This is a genomic window from Blautia sp. AM47-4 (assembly GCF_003479865.1).
Classification (GTDB): domain Bacteria; phylum Bacillota; class Clostridia; order Lachnospirales; family Lachnospiraceae; genus Fusicatenibacter; species Fusicatenibacter saccharivorans.
Window position 1 is genome coordinate 58,562 of sequence record NZ_QUHY01000015.1, and the last position, 19,757, is coordinate 78,318.

General features: G+C 44.0%; 21 protein-coding genes and 1 pseudogene. 2 read left to right on the plus strand and 20 right to left on the minus strand.

Translation table 11 applies throughout. From position 1 onward, the window contains the following. Positions 1-51: 51 nt before the first annotated feature. The 16 genes and pseudogenes from murD to DW965_RS11270 form a co-directional block, all read right to left on the minus strand. Entirely contained in the window at positions 52-1,419 is a 1,368-nt protein-coding gene (gene murD, locus DW965_RS11200) for a UDP-N-acetylmuramoyl-L-alanine--D-glutamate ligase (protein ID WP_055226952.1), read from the minus strand. A 19-nt stretch (positions 1,420-1,438) separates the two neighbouring features. Continuing rightward, positions 1,439-2,394 (minus strand): annotated as a pseudogene (mraY, locus tag DW965_RS11205) (phospho-N-acetylmuramoyl-pentapeptide-transferase). Between the two features lie 249 nt (positions 2,395-2,643). After that, entirely contained in the window at positions 2,644-4,368 is a 1,725-nt protein-coding gene (locus tag DW965_RS11210; protein WP_117760485.1) for a peptidoglycan D,D-transpeptidase FtsI family protein, read from the minus strand. Positions 4,369-4,450: 82 nt separating this feature from the next. Continuing rightward, complete coding sequence (locus tag DW965_RS20015; protein WP_243036620.1) at positions 4,451-5,764, minus strand: peptidoglycan D,D-transpeptidase FtsI family protein; 1,314 nt, start codon at positions 5,762-5,764, stop codon at positions 4,451-4,453. Beyond that, entirely contained in the window at positions 5,743-6,504 is a 762-nt protein-coding gene (locus DW965_RS20020; protein ID WP_243036621.1) for a hypothetical protein, read from the minus strand. Before DW965_RS20020 ends, DW965_RS20015 begins: the two co-directional genes overlap by 22 nt. Before the next feature lie 139 nt (positions 6,505-6,643). Further along, a complete protein-coding gene (locus tag DW965_RS11220) occupies positions 6,644-7,087 on the minus strand; it encodes a hypothetical protein (RefSeq protein WP_117814326.1) in 444 nt (147 codons plus the stop codon). Positions 7,088-7,116: 29 nt separating this feature from the next. Further along, complete coding sequence (gene rsmH, locus DW965_RS11225) at positions 7,117-8,055, minus strand: 16S rRNA (cytosine(1402)-N(4))-methyltransferase RsmH (protein WP_117760487.1); 939 nt, start codon at positions 8,053-8,055, stop codon at positions 7,117-7,119. A gap of 29 nt (positions 8,056-8,084) precedes the next feature. Then, entirely contained in the window at positions 8,085-8,516 is a 432-nt protein-coding gene (gene mraZ, locus DW965_RS11230) for a division/cell wall cluster transcriptional repressor MraZ (RefSeq protein ID WP_022461070.1), read from the minus strand. A gap of 323 nt (positions 8,517-8,839) precedes the next feature. After that, a complete protein-coding gene (gene lgt / locus DW965_RS11235; RefSeq protein WP_022461071.1) occupies positions 8,840-9,715 on the minus strand; it encodes a prolipoprotein diacylglyceryl transferase in 876 nt (291 codons plus the stop codon). 28 nt (positions 9,716-9,743) lie between these two features. After that, positions 9,744-10,841: a redox-regulated ATPase YchF gene (gene ychF / locus DW965_RS11240; protein ID WP_022461456.1), complete on the minus strand. Its 1,098-nt coding sequence runs from the start codon at positions 10,839-10,841 to the stop codon at positions 9,744-9,746. Positions 10,842-10,948: 107 nt separating this feature from the next. Further along, positions 10,949-12,079, minus strand: a complete 1,131-nt coding sequence (locus tag DW965_RS11245) for a tyrosine-type recombinase/integrase (RefSeq protein ID WP_118594626.1) — start codon at positions 12,077-12,079, stop codon at positions 10,949-10,951. Between the two features lie 93 nt (positions 12,080-12,172). Then, positions 12,173-12,406 (minus strand): excisionase, encoded by a 234-nt coding sequence (locus tag DW965_RS11250; RefSeq protein ID WP_243036622.1) that lies wholly within the window; start codon positions 12,404-12,406, stop codon positions 12,173-12,175. Then, positions 12,396-13,001 carry a replication protein gene (locus tag DW965_RS11255; RefSeq protein ID WP_118594624.1) on the minus strand — a complete coding sequence of 202 codons (606 nt, stop codon included), beginning with the start codon at positions 12,999-13,001 and terminating at the stop codon, positions 12,396-12,398. The genes DW965_RS11250 and DW965_RS11255 overlap by 11 nt, the downstream gene beginning before the upstream one ends. Positions 13,002-13,270: 269 nt before the next feature. Then, positions 13,271-13,711, minus strand: a complete 441-nt coding sequence (locus DW965_RS11260; RefSeq protein ID WP_119198399.1) for a hypothetical protein — start codon at positions 13,709-13,711, stop codon at positions 13,271-13,273. 1 nt (position 13,712) lies between these two features. After that, a complete protein-coding gene (locus DW965_RS11265; protein ID WP_118594622.1) occupies positions 13,713-14,777 on the minus strand; it encodes a cell division protein FtsK in 1,065 nt (354 codons plus the stop codon). Next, on the minus strand, positions 14,774-15,088 hold the full coding sequence (locus tag DW965_RS11270; RefSeq protein WP_118594621.1) for a hypothetical protein: 315 nt from the start codon (positions 15,086-15,088) through the stop codon (positions 14,774-14,776). The genes DW965_RS11265 and DW965_RS11270 overlap by 4 nt, the downstream gene beginning before the upstream one ends. Before the next feature lie 239 nt (positions 15,089-15,327). On the opposite strand from DW965_RS11270, the gene DW965_RS11275 reads away from it, so the two are divergent. Continuing rightward, the gene (locus DW965_RS11275) at positions 15,328-16,200 is read left to right on the plus strand and encodes a hypothetical protein (RefSeq protein WP_118594620.1); all 873 of its coding nucleotides are present in this window, start codon (positions 15,328-15,330) and stop codon (positions 16,198-16,200) included. Positions 16,201-16,456: 256 nt separating this feature from the next. On the opposite strand, the gene DW965_RS11280 is transcribed toward DW965_RS11275, so the two are convergent. Next, positions 16,457-16,672, minus strand: a complete 216-nt coding sequence (locus DW965_RS11280) for a helix-turn-helix domain-containing protein (protein WP_118594619.1) — start codon at positions 16,670-16,672, stop codon at positions 16,457-16,459. A gap of 114 nt (positions 16,673-16,786) precedes the next feature. Here DW965_RS11280 and DW965_RS11285 point away from each other — a divergent pair, with 114 nt between their 5' ends. After that, positions 16,787-17,098, plus strand: a complete 312-nt coding sequence (locus DW965_RS11285; protein ID WP_118594618.1) for a hypothetical protein — start codon at positions 16,787-16,789, stop codon at positions 17,096-17,098. A gap of 399 nt (positions 17,099-17,497) precedes the next feature. On the opposite strand, the gene DW965_RS11290 is transcribed toward DW965_RS11285, so the two are convergent. Genes DW965_RS11290 through rsgA form a run of 3 tightly spaced genes read right to left on the minus strand, consistent with a single transcriptional unit; the run spans position 17,498 to position 19,755 of the window. Further along, positions 17,498-18,151, minus strand: coding sequence for a thiamine diphosphokinase (locus DW965_RS11290; protein ID WP_147345090.1), 654 nt, complete (start codon positions 18,149-18,151; stop codon positions 17,498-17,500). Positions 18,152-18,185: 34 nt separating this feature from the next. After that, the gene (gene rpe, locus DW965_RS11295) at positions 18,186-18,869 is read right to left on the minus strand and encodes a ribulose-phosphate 3-epimerase (RefSeq protein ID WP_022463156.1); all 684 of its coding nucleotides are present in this window, start codon (positions 18,867-18,869) and stop codon (positions 18,186-18,188) included. Between the two features lies 1 nt (position 18,870). After that, the gene (rsgA, locus tag DW965_RS11300) at positions 18,871-19,755 is read right to left on the minus strand and encodes a ribosome small subunit-dependent GTPase A (protein ID WP_055219788.1); all 885 of its coding nucleotides are present in this window, start codon (positions 19,753-19,755) and stop codon (positions 18,871-18,873) included. Positions 19,756-19,757 lie beyond the last annotated feature (2 nt).

Sequence of the window (19,757 nt, forward strand, 5' to 3'; positions counted from 1 at the left end):
CGCCGTTCGCTCTTTTTCAGCTTATGCGGGATAGTTTCCTGATATGACTTTTTACAGTGCTCTTACGTACTCCTTAAACAGCTCACCGCGCTGCTCATAGCTCTTAAACTGATCCCAGCTTGCGCAGGCCGGGGAAAGAAGAACCGCATCCCCTGCATTTGCCTTGTCGTGGCAGATCTGTACGGCTTCTTTTAAGTTGTCTGCCATGATAATGTCGTTGAATCCGACGTTTCTTGCCGCTTTTGCGATCTTCTCTTTCGTATCTCCGATCAAAACCAGGAAACGTACCTTTCCATCGAATGCCTGAATCCACTCTTCGTAGGTGGACTGCTTGTCGTAGCCGCCGCCGATCAGCAGAGTCGGGCGGTTCATCGCCTGGATGCCTTTGATGGCCGCATCCGGATTCGTTCCCTTGGAATCGTTGTAATATGCCACGCCGTCCTTCTCGCAGACATACTCGATGCGGTGCTCTACCCCTGCAAACTCCTGAATGACTTTGCGGACAGTTTCCATCGGCACGCCTGCATGAAGTGCCATCGCAGAAGCAACCATGACGTTTTCAAAATTATGTAGGCCGAGCAGTTTTAAGTCGTCGGTTCTGGTCAGAAGCTCCGTCTCGCCGTTCTTTGCAATGCGGATTTCGCCGTCCTGATAATAGATGCCGTCCTTTAACGCACGCAGACTCGAGAAGTACATCACCTGTACTTTCTTCTCTGCCATCAGTTTCTCGCCGAACGGGCGCAGGATTTCGTCCTCATAATTCAGCACACAGAGATCATCCATCGTCTGATTTTCGGTGATACACTCTTTCACGCGGATATACTCTTCCATCGTGTGATGGCGGTTCAGATGATCCTCGGTAATGTTTGTGATCGCACTTGCCGCCGGATGGAACTCTTTGATGGTTTCCAGCTGGAAGCTGCTGATCTCGGCAACCGTTACGGTATCATCTGTCGTGTCGAGTGCCGCGGATGTGTACGGGGTTCCGATGTTTCCGACCACTTTTACTTCCGGCTGATATGCTTTCATGATCTCGCCGAGCAGCGATGTTGTGGTGGTCTTTCCGTTAGTACCGGTAATCGCAAGCACTTTTCCGCGGCTTACCTGATACGCCAGCTCCACTTCACCGATGACCGGAATCTCTTTTTCTTTCATTTTAAGGACAACCGGCAGATCCGTCGGAACGCCCGGGCTTAAAACGACAAGATCAAGGCTGTCGAGCATCTCCTCCGGGAGCTCGCCTAAGACAACTTCCACGCTGTCACGGCTCTCTAATTTTTTTAAGATTTCTTCTTTTTCGAGTTTGTCATTTCCATCGTAAAGAACGACAGAAGCACCTTTCTTGTGCAGCAGCTCCTCCGCTGCAATTCCACTCTTTCCGGTTCCGAAAACCAGTACTTTTTTTCCTGCGAAAATCATGTTTGATTACCTCCATATTTTAAAGCCCCATCAATGCGATCAGGCATAGTATCGCTGTGATTGTAGCAAACACCGTCACAATCTGTGTCTCCGACCAGCCCATCAGCTCGAAATGGTGATGGATCGGCGTCATCTTGAAGATCCGTTTTCCCTTCGTCAGTTTGAAGAATGACACCTGCAGGATCACAGAGAGAATCTCCATCATATAAATGAATCCCACAAGCGGCAGAAATAAGGGGAGACGTAAGAAACACGCCATTCCCGAGACGAAACCGCCGAGTGCCAGACTTCCTGTATCGCCCATAAAGACGCGGGCAGGAAATACATTGAATACCAGAAACCCCAGCAGACTCCCGATAACCGCAAGCGGAGACGGGGAAACACCGTTTCCGAGGCCGATCGATGCCACGGAAAAGAAAACAGCATTTAAAATCGTCACACTCGCCGCCAGTCCGTCAAGGCCGTCGGTAAAGTTGACACCGTTGACCGTTCCAAGAATCACAAAGGCGAGAAACGGAATCGTAAAAATCCCTGCGTCCAGCTCTTTGCCTGGAAGGAACGGAATGCGCATCCGGAGGGAAATTCCGGAAAAACGCGCCAAATACCACAGAAAGACTGCTGTAATCACTGCCTGCAGTGCCATTTTCTGCTTCGGGTACAGCCCGTCGCTGCGGTGCAGCACGACTTTCAGATAGTCATCGAGAAAGCCGATCAGGCCAAAACCAAGCGTCAGAAACAGCACCGGAACCACTTCCGCTCCCTCTTTCCGGAAAGGAGGGAAACTGCGGTAAACGCCGCCAGAAACATCACGCCGCCCATCGTCGGGGTTCCCGCTTTTTTCTGGTGGCTCGGCACACCCTCTTCCCGCTCCTTCTGCCCCGCTTTGACTTTTCGCAGAAACGGGATCAGAACCGGCCCCAGCGCCAGGCTGATGCCAAAGGAAAGAAGAACCGGCAGGATCATTTCTCTTTTCATAGACGCACCTCTTCCTTTTTGTACGGATTGTGTACGGAACAGGCATGTCAAAATATTTTCTCCAGCCTATTCAGTATATAGCTTTTTGTTCTGTTTCGCAACCTTCTTTTATAATCCAAGTTACGGTTCGCTCAGCAGTGAAACACTTGCTGTTTCGCTGCGTAAGAAAGTGATTCAGGTGTGAGCAGCCCTCCTTTTGCGAAGCAAAACTTTAAATGAGGGCTGCGAAGGACACAATTCTCAGGTTTCCTAAGAATTGTGTCCAATACCGAGATACGGAAGTACATTGGAAAAGATATCGCGGATCACCGGCGCGCAGATCGTTCCGCCGTAGTAGACGCCCTGCGGATTGCGGATAATGCAAAGCCCCAGCACCGTCGGATGCTCCGCCGGGGTGAAGCCGAGGAATGAGGAAATATAGCGGTTGGCGCTCCGCGGAAGTGTCTGCGAGGTTGCCGTCTTTCCGCCGATGGAATATCCCTCGAGGTACGCATTCTTTCCAGACCCTTCTGAAACGACGCTTTCCAGAATTTCGCGCACCGTCCTGGAAGTTTCTTCCGAAAGAACCCCTTCTTTTTCCGGAAATTTCAGATGCTTTACGACATTTCCTTCTTCATCAAGCACATCCGTTGCGACATGCGGCGTCACCATTTTTCCACCGTTGACGAGCGCAGAGACCGTCGCCGCCAGGCGGATCGGCGTGATCTGGAAGGACTGGCCGAATGCCATCGTCGCAAGCTCAACCTCTCCGATGTTTTCCTCCTTGTGCATAATCGTCGATGCCTCGCCCGGCAGATCGATCCCCGTCTTTTCCATCAGACCGAAATTCCGGAAGTAATCACAGAACTTTTCCACACCGAGCCGCAGCCCCACTTCAATGAACACCGGGTTGCACGAGTTCTGCGCGCCCTGCACGAAGTTTTCGGCTCCGTGTCCCGTCCGCTTGTGGCAGTGGATCCGGCGGTCCTCCACGATTTTGTAGCCGGGACAGAAAAACGAATCGTTCGGCGACACAACGCCCTCCGAAAGTCCCGCCGACATCGTGATGATCTTAAAGGTAGATCCCGGCTCGTACGTATCGTTGATGCAGGCATTCCGCCACATCTGGTTCAGCAGATCCTGAATTTCTTTTTCCGAAAGTCCCGTTGTATCCTGCTGCAGCGTGAACGGATCGTTGAGGTCGAACTCCGGCACATTGACACAGGCATAGATTTCTCCGTTCTGCGGATTCATAAGAAGAATCGAGACGCTGTCCGCCTGTTTTTCTGCCATCGCCTTTTCCGCTGCCTGCTGGCAGTACGCCTGGATATTGACATCCAGGCTGACCTTTAAGTCCCTTCCCGCCACCGGCTCCTGGCGGCTCTCCCCGATGCCGTTCTGCTCAATCCCGCGCGCATCCGTTGTCGTCAGGATTTTTCCGTTGATTCCTTTTAAAATTTCCTCATATTCCACCTCCAGTCCGATGATGCCCTGATTATCGCCTCCGGTGAAGCCGATAACGCGCGACGCCAGCTTCCCTTTGGGGTAATACCGCTTGAAATCCTCATCCACTTTTACCCCCGCGTATCCGTACGACCGGATGGTATCACCCGTCTCCTTGTCCACATTCGTCTTGACACGCTCGATTGAAGACCGCTTCTCCACGCGTTTCCGCGCCGTCTCCTCCGAAATTCCAAGCTCTTTTACCAGCATCGCAATCACCGCCTCCGGCTCCTCAATCTGGCTGTGGATCACGGAAATCGTACAGACCGTGCGGTTTGCCGCGAGAACTTCCCCGTTTGCATCAAGAATCCGGCCGCGCGCCGCCTTGATCCCGCGCTCCCGCTCGTGCAGATCATCCGCCTTCTCGGAATAATAGACGGACCGGAACACACACAGATACACCAGCCGCCCGGCAAGTCCGACCATCATTCCCATGCAGAGTACCCACAGAAGAACCGTCTTTTTCCGGTGATACGTTTTGTTTTTACGCATAGAATACCCCATAGCCGAATCCATTATGATAACACTATATGGAAACTGCTATGGGGTTATGTCTTTTGTTTTTTATGTTTTTTTACTCTTCATTGATGAGATCCAGCTCGGCGTTTGTCAGACCGCCGTTCTCGATATTGCTGTTTTCAGCACTGTTTTCCGTATCGTCTTCCTGTACCGGTGCCGCTACGTTTGGATCATCCGTTCCGGTCTCGGAGCCTTCGCCCGTCACACCGTCCGTATCATCCGGGAATACGTTCAAATACGGCAGCAGTTCTGTGTAGATCTCTTTTACGATCTCCTGTGCCAGCACACTGTTCGCCTGATTTTCTACATCCGGCTCGTCCACAATCGCGTAAACAACAGCTTTCGGGTTTTCTACCGGTGCAAATCCGATAAAGGAAACGAGATATTTTCCATTGCCTCGCGGATACTTCTGTGCAGTACCTGTTTTTCCTCCCATCGTGTAACCGGCAACCTTTGCACTCTGGCCGCTTCCATCGGTCACGACTCCCTGGAGGAAACTTCTCATTTTATCGCTGATTTCCGCGGAAACCGTCTGACGCACCAGATTCGGCTCATTGCTCTCAACAACAGCTCCTGTGCTGTCCGTGATCGTCTTCATCACATGCGGCTGGTAATAATTGCCTCCGTTGATCAGAGAGGAAAACGCAGCTGCCTGCTGTACCATCGTCACGGTATAGCCCTGTCCGAATGTACTCGTTGCAAGCTCGGTCGGTCCCATGGTATCCTCCGTGTGAACCAGGCCGTACGCCTCACCCGGCAGGTCAATTCCTGTCAGACTGCCGAAACCGAAAATATCCTGATAGCGGAGAAATTCCGCTGCTCCCATCTTCTGTCCGATCTGCATCATACCAGCGTTGCAGGAGTTTTTCAGTACATCGGCCGGTGTCTGTACGCCATGTGTTCCCGGATAAGCTCCGCAGCGGATCATCTGCCCTGCAATCGTCTCAAACCCCTCACAGTCAAACAGGGTATCATCATCGATTACATCGAGGGAATATGCCGCCGCCACGTTCATCGGTTTTGCCGTGGAACCTGGCTCATATGCATCGGAAATACAGTAGTTTTTCCAGATGGCACTCAAAGCCTCCATTGTCTCGTTATCGTTCATCGCATCAATTTCTTCCTTCGAATAGAACGGTGTCAGATCTCTTGGATTGTTCAGGTCATACCAGTCGGAAGAATCCATACCAAGAATCTCTCCATTGTTCGGATCCATCACGACAACGCCGATATTCTTTGCCGCTTTTGTCTGACGGTTCGTCTCAGTGTCCGATTCGTCCGCGCCGTTCTGGACATGAATCCGCTCATTGTAATTCTCGATCGCCGTGCGGATGATCTTCTGAATATTTACATCAATCGTCGTAACCACGTTTTTGCCCGGCTGCGCTCGATGATCGTCTGTTCCATATCCGCATCTTCGTTGTAATAGCCGAACTGGCGGCCATTCACGCCATTTAAGATACTGGAATAATACCCTTCGATTCCCCAGTCTGCCGTGTCTCCTGAATACGTAAAGCCGATCAGATCGCAGGCAAGTGAATTTAACGGATACGTTCTGTGGTAGGATTCCTCGAACCAGACGCCGCGGATGTTGGCACGGTATGCTTTTTCCGCCTGCTCGTTCTCATCGAGCTCCTTGTTCTTTTTGTCCGCGTACTCGTCCACATAGGCCTCAAACGCTTTTTTCGCGTCCATCGAGACCTCTCTGGCGAGAACCTGGTACTGGCTTTCTTTTGTCGTTTCGCCGGTCAGACGATCCCGGATATCCGTCTCGTCGAGTCCGAAGTATTCAACCAGTGCTGCTACGGTCGGATCGACGTACGGATGGGTATCGTTCTTTTCTTCATCTTTTACCGTCGTATTGGCAAGTTTACAGTCGAGAATAACGTTGTAAACCTTCTCACTCGTTGCCAGAATCGTTCCGTTCCGGTCGGTGATACTTCCCCGCTGGAATGGAATTGTCCTGCTGTCGTAGGACTGCTGCGTCTGGCTTAAAACCTGTCTTTCGTATTTTTCTCCCTTTGTGGCATTCACATACGTAATGTCAATCGCTAAAGCAACAAAAACCAGCATCACTCCCAAAAAGAGTGCTACCAGTTTTCTGCTCATACGCCCACTTGTCTTCCGTCTCCGGAATGCCCCGCTTCGTTTTTTATTTTTTTTCTGTTTACTCACGTTTTCACCTATTTCGCATCCGGAACATCCTGATACTGTCTCACATAGCTGTTTTCTGAATCATCGAAATAAATTACCTGGACTCATCTGCATATTTCATGCCGAGCCGGTTCTGTGCTGCTTCTTTGACTGCCTCAAGATCTTCGGAGGCAACCGTTGTATTGTAATAGGCGTCATTGTCCGCCTTCAGATCGCTCAATTCTTTTTCTTTGCTGGTAATGTCTTCCGCCTGCGTGGTAACCACGGTCTGCAACTTGACATACGCAACACACGCCGCGATACACAGTGTGCAGACAATGGCAAGAAAAACAGCGTAGCCCGCGCTGATCTGTGTCGCCCGTGCCCGGTTTCTTCTTGTCTGGCTGCTCACACCCGATTTCAGAGGCCGTGCTTCTTTTGGTGCTTCCTGCGGCTGTGCTGCAAGACGCCGTACCGCACTTCCGTCCTCAAACGTATCTGGCGTATAACGTTTCGTTCTATCTGTCGAATTTACCCTTCCATCTGCCCGTCTGGCCATAACTTCTCTGTCTCCTTCGTGCCGAGCCGTCACACTTTTCGTTCAAAGACGCGCAGTTTTGCGCTCTTGGAACGGGGATTTGTTTCCATTTCCTCTTCTCCCGGCAAGATCGGTTTCCGAGTTACTACGGTTCCCTTGGACTTCTTTCCGCATACACAGACCGGAAATTCCGGCGGACACGTACATGGATGCTCGTTTTTTCTGAAAATGTTTTTTACGATACGGTCTTCCAGAGAATGAAAGGTGATGACACAAAGTCTTCCACCGTCATTTAAGAGATCAATCATGCCGTCCAGTGACTCCGACAGAACGGTAAGTTCCTGGTTCACTTCGATACGGATTGCCTGAAAGGTTCTCTTGGCCGGATGGCCGCCCGTCGCCCTTATTTTTGCCGGAATCGAGCGCTTGATGATTTCGATTAACTCCCCAGTTGTTCGAATCGGCGCCTGCTGCCGGCTTACGCATATATTGTGTGCAATTTTTCTTGCAAAACGCTCTTCTCCATATTCATGGAGAATACGCGAAAGATTCTCTTCACTGTAATCGTTCACGACTTCGTACGCGGAAAGAGCATTTCTCTGATCCATCCGCATATCCAGCGGAACATCCTCACGGTATGTGAATCCACGCTCTGCATTATCCAGCTGATAGGATGAAACTCCAAGATCCAGCAGGATTCCGTCTACCCCGGTGACTCCGATTTCGGCAAGACGCGGAACCATATCGCAATAATTGCTGCGGATAATCGTGACCTGGTTCTGATATGGTTCCAGGCGTTTACCCGCAACAGCTATCGCAGCTTCGTCCTGATCTATGCCTATTAATCTCCCCGTGGCAGATAAGCGCTCACATATATGACTGGAATGTCCAGCGCCTCCCAACGTCCCGTCCACGTAGATTCCGTCCGGTTTTATCTTAAGGTTTTCAATGGTTTCCTTCAGTAATACTGATGTATGCGAAAATTCCATGGTCATCTCCTGTATCCCAACGAAACAGATCAGATCACAATGCCCATCTCTTCCATTGATTCGGCGATGGCATCCATATCATCATAATTGCTGTTTTCGTTCCATTTTTCCTTGCTCCAGATTTCAATCCGGTTGATATTTCCGGTAAGGACTACATCTTTTTCCAGACCAGCAAATTCCCGCAGCGTTGCCGGTACGAGAATCCTCCCCTGCTTGTCCAGTTCACATGACGTAGCACCTGCTACAAAGAAACGGGAAAAAGTTCTGGCGTTTTTGTTTGTAAGTGGTAAGGCTCTCAGCTTCTCTTCAAAGGCAGCCCATTCGTCGTTTGGGTAAATGGAAAGGCATCCGTCCAATCCCTTCGTCAGTACAAACTCTTCTCCCAGCTGTTCTCTGAACTTGGACGGTATGATCAATCTTCCCTTCGCGTCAATCGTATGACTGTACTCTCCCATGAACATAATGAAAACCCTCTTATCACCTGAAATGGCGGTCTCCCCACGCACCACTTCATGTATCGCGCCGCAGCCAGACTGCCACATCCGCTCCACAACGCACCACTTTTCACCACTTTCTACCACTTATATTTTTATTCTATATCAACTCAGGGAAAATAGCAAGGTCTTTTTTCTATTTCATTTTTAAGATTTTTCCCAAAATGCAACATTTTTATGCGCATTTTCCGCCTTTTTTATACCAATTTTGTATCAAAAAAGAGAAAACCTTTTTTGCCGGTTTTCCCCTTTTCTGTATTTTTATTCTGTTTTTTTCACTGGTTTTATCCTTAAGAATGGGCTGTCTCCCCACCGGATGATAATTTTTTTCGTTTCCATACCACCAGGATGGTACATCCCACCACAAGGCACCCCGAAAGGAGCTGGGAAACCGGAAGTCCCACCACCGGAAGCAGAAGCTGGTCGGTGCGGAGTCCCTCGATCCAGATTCTTCCAAGGCCATATCCTATCAGATACATCAGGAACACTTCGCCGTTAAATTTTTTTCTTTTCCGAAACCAGAAAAGAAAAAGCAGGACACCCACATTCCATAAACTTTCATATAAAAAGGTGGGATGCACCTGAATATACTCGACGCCGTTTACCGTCACCACATGATCCCACATTTTCTGTGTGATTTCATTGGCACGGACCGCGGAAACCGGAAGCTGCATCGCAAACAGGTTGTTAGTGTAGTCACCGAATGCCTCACGGTTAAAGAAGTTTCCCCACCGTCCCATAATCTGACCGAACACGATGCTCATGCTCGCGGTATCCATCAGAAGGCTGAAGTTCTGTTTCTTCTTTCTGCTGTAAATCACCACCGCAATGCAGGCACCGATGATGCCGCCGTAGATGGCAAGTCCGCCCTGGCGGATGTTGAAAATACTCAAAAGATCATCCTTATAATAGTCCCAGGCAAATATAACGTAGTAAATCCGTGCCCCGAGAATACCGGCTGCGATGCCGATCATCGCAAGATCGAGGTACTGCTCCGGGTTCTGCCCTGTCCGCTTTGCCTCTCTTTGGGCAATCCAGATCGCAATCATCATACCGGTTACGATCACGATGCCGTAATAGGCAATGGAAAATCCGAAAATACTGATGTTTTTTCCCACATGGTCGAGATAGATCCCGAGATTGGGAAAATTAATTTCCATATCCATAACTTATATTCTCTCTTATTATTACTTATCAAACGTTGAAACGGAACAGGATGACATCGCCGTCGCGGACAATGTAATCTTTTCCTTCCATACGCACAAGGCCTTTCTCTCTTGCTCCTGCGTAGGAACCGCAGTCGAGCAGATCCTGATAATTGACAACCTCGGCTTTGATGAATCCGCGCTCGAAATCGGTGTGGATTTTTCCGGCTGCCTGCGGTGCTTTTGTTCCGACTTTGATGGTCCATGCACGGGTCTCATCCTCTCCTGCTGTAAGGAAGCTCATGAGGCCGAGCAGACGGTAGCTTGCTGCGATCAGTTTTTCCAGACCGGACTCGGTAAGACCAAGATCCTCGAGGAACATTTTTTTCTCATCCTCTTCGAGTTCGGAGATTTCTGCCTCGATCTCGGCGCAGATGACGAATACTTCGCTGTTGTGCTCTTTTGCATATTCGCGGACGGACTGTACATAGGAGTTGTTTGCACCGTCGTCAGCGAGATCATCCTCTGCTACGTTTGCTGCGTAGATGACCGGTTTACTGGTCAGCAGGTTGTACTCTGCGATCCATTTCTCCTCGTCCTCGTTCTGCAGCTCCATCAGGATGGCATCTTTTCCGTCCTCGAGCAGTTTTTTCAGACGCTCCTGGAATTCGAGCTCTTTTGCTGCCTCTTTGTCCATTCTTGCAGATTTTGCAGTTTTGGAAATACGGCGCTCGAGTACCTCAAGGTCGGCGAAGATCAGCTCAAGGTCGATGGTCTCGATATCACGGAGCGGATCAATGCTGCCGTCTACGTGGATAACGTTCGGATCCTCGAAACATCTGACAACGTGAACGATAGCGTCTACCTCACGGATATTGGCAAGGAACTGGTTTCCAAGTCCCTCTCCTTTGGATGCACCTTTTACAAGACCTGCGATGTCAACGAACTCGATGACAGCCGGTGTTACTTTCTTGGACTGATAGAAATCTCCGAGCTGCTGCAGACGCTTGTCCGGAACCGGCACGATGCCGACATTCGGGTCAATGGTACAGAACGGATAGTTTGCGCTCTCTGCTCCTGCTTTGGTCAGGGAATTGAAAAGTGTACTTTTTCCGACGTTCGGAAGGCCCACGATACCTAATTTCATTTTAATTTTTTCTCCTTTAAAAATCCTTTATTTTACAGTTTCTTATGCTTTTTCTATTATATCGAATGCCACACCAAGTGCCATCAGTTATCACAATATATTTACTCTTATATAACATTTAATGCACAAGCAACCATATTAATTTCTTTTTGTTTTTCTTCATCTGTAATATGAACATATAAATTCATGGTTATGCCAATATTGGAATGTCCCAGTATTTTCTGCAAAGTCTTTGGCATCATACCACCCTCGATACATCGAGTAGCAAATGTATGTCTTAATACATGCATAGAAAACTTATTAATTCCTGCCTTCTCGCATATTTTGAATAGTGCGGTATCATAGGTACTATTTTTAACCGGTTCACCTTTACGACACAAAAAAATATATTCCGACCATTCTTCTGATATAAATTTTATCTTACTGTTTTTTTCTTTCTGTGCCAACAATATCCGAATTGCTTCATCTGTTAATGGAATTGTCCGATAACCAGATTTACTCTTAGGTTCCCCTGTTCTCCATGCACCAACACTATAACGATATTCCATAGACCTCTGAATTTTTACTGTTTTATTCTCAAAATCAACATCTTCCCATTTCAGACCAACCAACTCACCTGTACGAAGTCCAGTTTGCAATATAAATTTGTATTGATTTTCGTAGCTCTGTCCTTTTGCCTGCTTCAAGAATTTCTTTTGTTCCTCAATCGTAAGAGCTTTTTTCTTCTGTGACGGTTTTCCCATATCACTCTTAACTGATTTTTTACATGGATTGCTCAAAATCACTTCATTTTCTTTTGCAAATTCAAGCATATTGTAAAGAGTAATTCTTGTTTGATATATCGTAGTTGTTCTATATCCTTCATCTGCCATATTCATAAAAATTTTTTGACAATGAATCGGCTTTATCGCTGTTAATATTTTTTTTCCGATTACTTTCTGGATATTTTTATAGTAACGTTCCGTATAATTTCTAACAGTATTAGGACGAACCGTTTTTCTTTTTACATCAATCCAATATTCAAACCAAGCATCTACTATCATATTGGTTGCCTGTTCTATATCACTATGTTCATTAATATAAATTGCATCGGCAAGCCATTGTCTCACTTCCTGCAATTTCTTAGATCGTTTTGATTTTCTTTTTCCGAATCTATCCACAAATCTTGCACAATATGTACCGTTAGTCTGCTGATAGATCCCCTCTCCAATCTCCTTTCCTCTTAAATCCTTTCCCATAATTCCAGCTCCTTTCACCAAAAGAAGCTCCAATATAGCAACTTATAGATTACCACAATGGAGCTTCAAATTCAATGTAAATCACCTATTTTTTCATAATTCAACACAATTTTCTAAGAAACGTTCAAATTCTCTCCGTTTTACCAACTTCTTTTTACCAACATATAATACAAATGGACATCTAGGCTGCCTGAGTAATTCTGCTATACGATTTTGTCCTATATTTGAATATTTCGCAGCTTCTACAATAGTAAGATTGGCTTTTTCCCATATAGGTATTTCTGTTTTCCTGCACATTTCTAATGCCTCCTTTATTTTATATGTCATTTTTTTCTTGCACCTTTTTATTTAATAGTTTTGTTGAACTATAACGTCTTGAATCCAACAGTTTAGTAAAGAAAAAAGTCTTATCAACTATTAGTTTCAGTAACATATAATCATTGTTTCTTGCATATGTAACTAACTCTTTAAACTCTGTAAAATCATTTATTTCTATGACATCAATGATATTTTCTATAAATTCACTAGAATTAACTTCAACTAAGAACTTTTCAAGTTCAAATCCACATCCACATTCTATATCTTCTATTTGATACGGTGTTTTTTCTGGATTTTCTGCATGTATAAAATAATCAAACATCCCTTTTGGCGATAAAACAACCTCAACATGCTTCGGTGCATTAAGGCGATCACTCACTATGCTTGATACTTGAGAATAGCTTTTTAATGAAGAAAAATAGAAAACCCCATGTTTGTGAGATTTTTTGATTTCTCCAGTTTCACGATTTACATCCATACAATGCCACGGACTCAATACAAAAGGAATATGCAACTCTTCTAACACTTGCAGATAATTTGATGGTGCACTTTCTTCATAAAAAATGAATGCCCACTTATTACTTCTTTGCTCTTTTTTTTTCATTATACTTTCCTCTGATTATAGATTACTATTCCACAGGGGGTCGTAGTATATCCCCCTGTGACTCTTATATTGATTAAACAGAGAAGCTTCTTTCCTCTGCCTTTGGCGAGGCAGAAGCCTCTCTGCCCAATCACCTTAACTTTGTTCCTTCGAGACTTTCCCACTGCTTATATCTTTCAAATTTCGAAAAGGAATAATCTGGAAATTGATTTGTTATTTCCTGACGTAGAATGTCTTTCATCTCATCAAATTTTTTACGAGATTGCACATCATTCCGTAATTTCACAAGATAAACAATCCTTCTCTTTCTCACATCTATAATAGACGTTTATTATCCTCGTCTTTCTATTGATTTTTTCTACACGGTTAGCATCATTAAAAAGAAATTTTCTTATTCGGTAAGTCATCCAAACTGAATATATCCAGTTCAGTAATGAGTCTTTTACTATTCTATCAATTAATTCAGGAATTACTAATATCAATACAATCACTAAAGATATTGCCATCATACAATCCACTACCTGAATCATCTGCTCAAACATCTCACTCATTATTTTTAAATACCATAACAAAGAAGTATTTGTTCCATTCAAAAAGTTTTTTTCTACAAACTTAAGTGGAAATCGAATTAAAATAAGCAATAATAGCCAAAATATCATTACTTCATTAGTTCGAAAAGTTTGTATAAAATATGATTTTCTCTCGTTCACCCTATTCTCCCTTCGTATAATATGTCGGTGTCAATAATGGAACAACCTGGAACGGATGTTCTGAATCAATCACCTGAATTAGCCCAGTTCCTTTTCCTTGAGGAATCACTATCCCTTTCAGATCTAAATCAGGAAACAGAAACTGAATCGTCTTGCTGTTGATATTTCCAACTTGTACTAGCACATTCATTTGCTCACGGCATGAAATTGGAATCGCATTAGCATCAAACCTCTGTGAACAGAGTACTAGATGAACTTTCGTATTTCTGCCTAAAAGACTAATCTGTATAAGCAAACTGTAAAAGGCTTCTTTGATCGATTTCGTCACTCCTTCACTAAGTGCTAGTAGTTCGTCAATAACAATTGTATAATGTCTTATAGTAGCACTATTATTATTATAAAGAATTTGTTGCCTTTTATAAATTAACTCAAGGCACTTACCCAACTCATTGTTTACAGCAGATACAAAATCACTTTTGCTTCGACTTCCATTAGGGACTATTACCTCAATGTCATTATCACGTCCCCATCTACTCGGCATATCTATTTTGGGGTCAACTATTAGCAAATCTGAAATATGTTTTAACATTGTTAGCAAATAGGTAAGAAAATAGCTCTTACCCCCACCGGATGTTCCTGCAATGAGTATCCCATTTGTCCTCTCATAACTTATATCAAGATTGTCCATTATTGGTATTCTGTCAGCTTCCAATTTAGATGCAAATTTTTCTACATCTTGAATTATTATTCTTTTAGCGATCCCCTGACTCCACGGAAAAAAGAGCGCACGTTTTATGTGAATATCATCTGTATCTAGCGGAACAAAATATATTCCGGTTTGCTTTACTAACGAATACTCCGGATATAATGCCGCATTACATATCAAATAAATTTTTTGATAAAGCTCATCATCTATGACATAGCTTGCCGGAAGGCGAGGGATAAAAAAGAATCCATCATTAACAACTTTCACCCCAAAACTGTTGGTATAGGATGTTTCACCATTGATCTGTAACGCCATATTAAGTGCTTGGAGTAAATATTTTTCAATCTCAGATCTTATCATCTTTTCTCCACCACACTTTCTGCACGAAAATATACCTTAGACCGAATCTCAATTGCCTCTAACTTTTCTAAAAAAACCTCTGAAAGAAATTTTGGAAGCTTTGGTTTTTCTGCAAATTTTACTGCAAAAGGATTTACCCCTTCTTGAGCAAAAAATAGTTTATAGCCTGCGATTTCTTCTGTACGCTTTCCATCAATCCATCTATATTGTATCTCTATTTCCGAAGACACATTGATTATCTGTTTTTCTTTAGATAAATATTTGTCGGCTATTCTTTCTTCATAATAATTTTCAATATTTTTTCTATTCATGTTTTCACCTATCTTTCTGATGCCGTCTTAGGTCGCATCCACCCTTGATGGTAATTCGAAATGCATTTCATACTTTTATTCTAAAGCATCTACATATCTATTAATGCACTATTGCGTCTCTTTTTCTTATATTTTCAACGAAACACTTTCTATTGATATTCCAAAACCCTTGACTTTTTGTTTCGTTTATATTAAACTTAAACCGAAACATTTTCAAACAAGAAAGAGAGGTCTATTTCATGAAAGAATTATGTCAAATAATAATTTATCACATCAATGACACAGAAGACTTTCAGGCTAAAATTACTGGCTTAGAAAAATGGGTGACCTTCAACCCACTATACATCTTACCTGATATTTATGCTAATAATGGTAAGTTCAATTTTTTTAATTATGATTTTTCCGATATTGTTTCGTTGGAAAACATTCTAAATTTCAGAAACGAACAGCGCGAACAATATCACGCTGTATTAAAGGGAATTGAGTTTTTAATGAATATAAGCAATTATGAACAGTCCGAAATAAAGCCTGAACACATCGAAATGCTACGTCCCTATTTTGATATTACTTTTAAATTCACTCCTATTGCTAAAGTAACTAATCCTTCATCGAATTCATTTCCACCTATTCACTATTACTCTTTTCCCATCGAAGAAGTGCTACAGAAAAAGTCCTCGTTGTATTACGACTATTTTTATCAATGCTATAGTCCTTCCGATATTTTGTTTTCTATATTGCATTTCCTCGCATTAAACAAATATAAATTCAAAACATGCGATCACTGCGGAAAATATTTCGCAACCACTAACTTAAAAAAACAATATTGTGACCGTTTTAGCGAATATCCAGGCTATGAAAAATATGATTGTTATAATGCTGTAAAGAGAATCCGACAAGATATTCAACGAAAACATGTCCGAATAAAAAATAATCTTAGCCAACATTATATGCCTCAAAGATTAGAAGACTTCGAAAAACAGTTTTTCGAATTAACAGCCGATTTAAAAAAGCTCTCTAATTATGCTAACATTAAAAAGTGCTTTGAATTTCTCGATACAGAGAAATGGTATAAAAAAGATTCTATAAGAACCATCGGATGGAAAGAAAAATAGCTCTATCAACATAATAAAAAACTCATAATAACACGAGAAGAGACTCTTTTTCGACATACATTCAATAAACAAGAGGACTTGTAAGGTATTACCTTTCAAGTCCTCTTTAATATCATAATATTCTTGGCTACATCCATTCCGTCAAAGGACTGCCCTACGGCGTATCGGCTTCGCCTTGTTCCTTGACCTCATTACATTTTTTCTATTCCTTTACGCAACAAAAGTCTGCACGAGTTTTCTCCAATCCGCCAGACTTTCATTCTTTCACATATTCTATCAGCTCTTCTATTTCACAATCTAAATAGCTACACAGTTTACAGATCAGTTGCGCATCTAATCTCTGAAACTCATTTCTACAATAACGATTAAAATTCGACCTTGGTATGTCCAATTCTTTACAAATAGTATTTTTACTAATTCCTTTTTCTTTCAGCAGTTCCTCTATGTGAAGCTCCAGATGTCCATACTTCATTACCTCACCTCTACATAAAAGTATATTCAAAATTTTTTTATGTAGTAATTCACTATATAGTGAGGTATTATATAGTTACCCCTTATAATCAAACATAAATAGAGGTACCTTAAAATGAAAAAGAAATTATTATTCGCTACTATTGTTTTAATCACTCTTGCAAGTGTTCTCTACTACATTCGTTTACCCGATTATCTTATATTCAACAGTATGTCATTCAGTACTGGAACTACTCGTGATACAGAATTACAGATCGTTGTATATCATCAATATTGGGGTATTAATGGAGTGCTGCATAATATTGAAACGGAACACAACCAAATCAACGGAACTCCTACCACACTTAAAATTAATCTTTATCATTCTAAATGGTCTTTTCACCATGGGTATGAGCCTTTTTATACTACTACTATCAATTATAAGTAATAAAAGAAAAAGCAGGCAGTTTCATCATCAAACTGTCTGCTATAATTCAATTCCGTTTTGCTATATGGAGCTTCAATTTTTTATTAATCATATTATTCATCATCAAATCGAATGCCACAACAAGTGCCAATTTTGCAAAAGATACATATATTTACATTAAAATATATCTTAACCAAAAATGTATGAACTCCTTTATTTATCCCAATTCATAGACCTTTACGGCACTGTAAAGAAATGCATGAAATAGGTACTTCTATTACGATACCTAATTTCATAGTAATCTATATCTCCTTTGTTTTTATTTTTCGCTTCTTTTTCTGTTCGGGTTTTTTTTATGCACAAAAAGAGCCCAATGCAACTATAAATTATAGCACACGGGCTCTTTGATTTCAATGGATTTTAATCTCTTGACTGTACCATCAGAAGAATGCCGCCCTCGTACGATACATGCGCGGTCTCCTCGACGATCTCATTGCTCACGCACAGACCACCCGAAGTATTCGGCAGATAGTGATGGTCGAGCGGGTAGGCGAAGCCCTCCAGGGTGATGGATGCGACTTCCTTTTCCAGCGGGAAGAACGAAACGTACTTTCCGAACTGCTCTTCTTTCCGGATTTCAAACGAAGTTTCCACCGGAATCGTAATCAGATTGCGGCTGTCCACGATGTAAGCCGGAATTTTCTTCTCCCATGCCGTTTTCAGGTTCTGCACAATACTTAAGAAATGGTCAAGTCTTCCTCCTGTTGCTCCGAGGATCGTGATTTCACTGCTTCCCAGAACAATCGCCTGCTGAAATGCGATGTCCGTGTCCGTATTGTCCTTCATGGGATTAAATTCCCGGATCGGTGCGACATGGTTCTCCTTGTAATAATTTAAAATCTTCGGAGATAAACTGTCAAAATCTCCCAGAATATACGTCGGCATAATCTGGTAATGGTAGCAGAACTCCAGTCCCCGGTCTGCTGCCAGGATAATATCAAACTGCTGTTTCTGAAGATATGGGAAGGCAAAATCCGGTTCGATCATCCCTCCCGAAATAATACATGTTCTCACGTTTCCCTGCCTCTTTTTTCTGTCTTTTTGTATCTTATTCTGCCTTTTTGCTGTATGAAGAAATTTTTTCCTGCAGCTCGCGCACGTTCTGCTCGATGTTGCTGCCAAATACAGCAGAGCCTGCCACGATGATGTTGGCACCTGCCGCAAGGACTTCATCGATGGTCGCGCGGTTGATGCCGCCATCGACCTGAATGTGCACATGCTCCAGTCCCTTTTCATCCAGCATTCTGCGGAGCGTACGGATCCTCTCCGTCGACTCCGGGATATACTTCTGGCCGCCGAAGCCAGGATAAACGCTCATAATCAGAATCATTTCTACCTGATCCATCACGTCCGTAACCGCAGAAAGCGGCGTATCCGGATTTACGGCAACTCCGGCATCTGCGCCTGTTTCATGAATCTTTTTCACGGTTTCTGCCAGATCGCGGCATGCCTCCGCGTGAACCGTGATCATATCCGCCCCGCAGCTTTGAAATTCTTCTACGTACCGCTCCGGGTCCTTTACCATCATATGAACATCAAAATACAGACTGCTTTCTTTTCGGATCGACTTTACCACCGGCATTCCAAACGAAATGGATGGTACAAACATTCCATCCATAATATCGATATGAAGCCACCGGCACTCTGCTTTCTCTACCCTTTGGATCTGTTCTCCGAGACGGTTGAAGTCTGCGGATAAAATAGAAGGTGCCAACTGATATACTCGGCTCATGCTAGTATCTCCTCTTTTCCTGTTCTTTCAGTTCTTCATAGAACATGGTATAGTTTTCAAATCTTTCTTTGCTGATATTTCCCTGTTCCAGTGCCTCTTTGACGGCACAGCCCGGCTCTTTTCCGTGGATACAGCCGAGGAAACGGCATTTTCCTTCGTACGGATGAAATTCCGGGAAAAAGTTTTTCAGCTCCTCTTTTTCCATATCGGTTGTATAAAGCGAGCTGAACCCCGGCGTATCGCACAGATACGTCTCATGGTCGATCGGGATCATCTGGGAATGGCGCGTCGTGTGTTTTCCTTTTTTCAGCTTTTTGCTGATCTCTCCGGTCTCCATCTGGATTTCTTTCTGCATCCGGTTTGTGATCGAAGATTTTCCGACGCCGGACGGACCGGCTACCACCGTTGTTTTCCCTTTCAGGTATGCTTCCACTTCCTGCATGCCCTGCTCTTTCGCTGCACTCACCGTAAAGACACGGTAACCGCAGTTCTCATAGACGCTTCGCAGATGGTCTGTGTAATCTTCCCCCGCAAGATCTCTTTTATTGAAACAGATTGCCGTCGGAACGTTCTGCTGTTCCATCATCACAAGAAAACGGTCCAGAAGCGTCAGGTTCGGGGTCGGATTTTCCAGCGCAAAAATCACAAGCGCCTGATCGATATTGGCCACTGCCGGACGGATCAGTTCATTTTTTCGCGGCAGAATCCGGGTCATATTTCCTGTTTTTTCCGCTTCATCCAGAATCTCGATTTCCACAAGATCTCCGACGAGCGGTTTCTGGCCTTCCTTTCGGAAAATTCCTTTTGCTTTGCACTCATAAATGCCGGATTCTTCTACGTCTACGTAGTAGAATCCGGCAATTCCTTTCATAATCTTTCCTGTCATAC

What these genes read in the sequence shown, in the direction of transcription:
- rsgA (WP_055219788.1), bottom strand. Translation starts at nt 19,755, where the DNA reads ATGACAGGAAAGATTATGAAAGGAATTGCCGGATTCTACTACGTAGAC.
- DW965_RS11255 (WP_118594624.1), bottom strand. Translation starts at nt 13,001, where the DNA reads ATGAAAAAAAAAGAGCAAAGAAGTAATAAGTGGGCATTCATTTTTTAT.
- DW965_RS11270 (WP_118594621.1), bottom strand. Translation starts at nt 15,088, where the DNA reads ATGAATAGAAAAAATATTGAAAATTATTATGAAGAAAGAATAGCCGAC.
- rpe (WP_022463156.1), bottom strand. Translation starts at nt 18,869, where the DNA reads ATGAGCCGAGTATATCAGTTGGCACCTTCTATTTTATCCGCAGACTTC.
- DW965_RS11250 (WP_243036622.1), bottom strand. Translation starts at nt 12,406, where the DNA reads ATGACATATAAAATAAAGGAGGCATTAGAAATGTGCAGGAAAACAGAA.
- DW965_RS11285 (WP_118594618.1), top strand. Translation starts at nt 16,787, where the DNA reads ATGAAAAAGAAATTATTATTCGCTACTATTGTTTTAATCACTCTTGCA.
- DW965_RS11275 (WP_118594620.1), top strand. Translation starts at nt 15,328, where the DNA reads ATGAAAGAATTATGTCAAATAATAATTTATCACATCAATGACACAGAA.
- DW965_RS20020 (WP_243036621.1), bottom strand. Translation starts at nt 6,504, where the DNA reads ATGAGCAGAAAACTGGTAGCACTCTTTTTGGGAGTGATGCTGGTTTTT.
- lgt (WP_022461071.1), bottom strand. Translation starts at nt 9,715, where the DNA reads ATGGATATGGAAATTAATTTTCCCAATCTCGGGATCTATCTCGACCAT.
- DW965_RS11280 (WP_118594619.1), bottom strand. Translation starts at nt 16,672, where the DNA reads ATGAAGTATGGACATCTGGAGCTTCACATAGAGGAACTGCTGAAAGAA.
- mraZ (WP_022461070.1), bottom strand. Translation starts at nt 8,516, where the DNA reads ATGTTCATGGGAGAGTACAGTCATACGATTGACGCGAAGGGAAGATTG.
- rsmH (WP_117760487.1), bottom strand. Translation starts at nt 8,055, where the DNA reads ATGGAATTTTCGCATACATCAGTATTACTGAAGGAAACCATTGAAAAC.
- DW965_RS11265 (WP_118594622.1), bottom strand. Translation starts at nt 14,777, where the DNA reads ATGATAAGATCTGAGATTGAAAAATATTTACTCCAAGCACTTAATATG.
- DW965_RS11245 (WP_118594626.1), bottom strand. Translation starts at nt 12,079, where the DNA reads ATGGGAAAGGATTTAAGAGGAAAGGAGATTGGAGAGGGGATCTATCAG.
- ychF (WP_022461456.1), bottom strand. Translation starts at nt 10,841, where the DNA reads ATGAAATTAGGTATCGTGGGCCTTCCGAACGTCGGAAAAAGTACACTT.
- murD (WP_055226952.1), bottom strand. Translation starts at nt 1,419, where the DNA reads ATGATTTTCGCAGGAAAAAAAGTACTGGTTTTCGGAACCGGAAAGAGT.
- DW965_RS11210 (WP_117760485.1), bottom strand. Translation starts at nt 4,368, where the DNA reads ATGCGTAAAAACAAAACGTATCACCGGAAAAAGACGGTTCTTCTGTGG.
- DW965_RS11220 (WP_117814326.1), bottom strand. Translation starts at nt 7,087, where the DNA reads ATGGCCAGACGGGCAGATGGAAGGGTAAATTCGACAGATAGAACGAAA.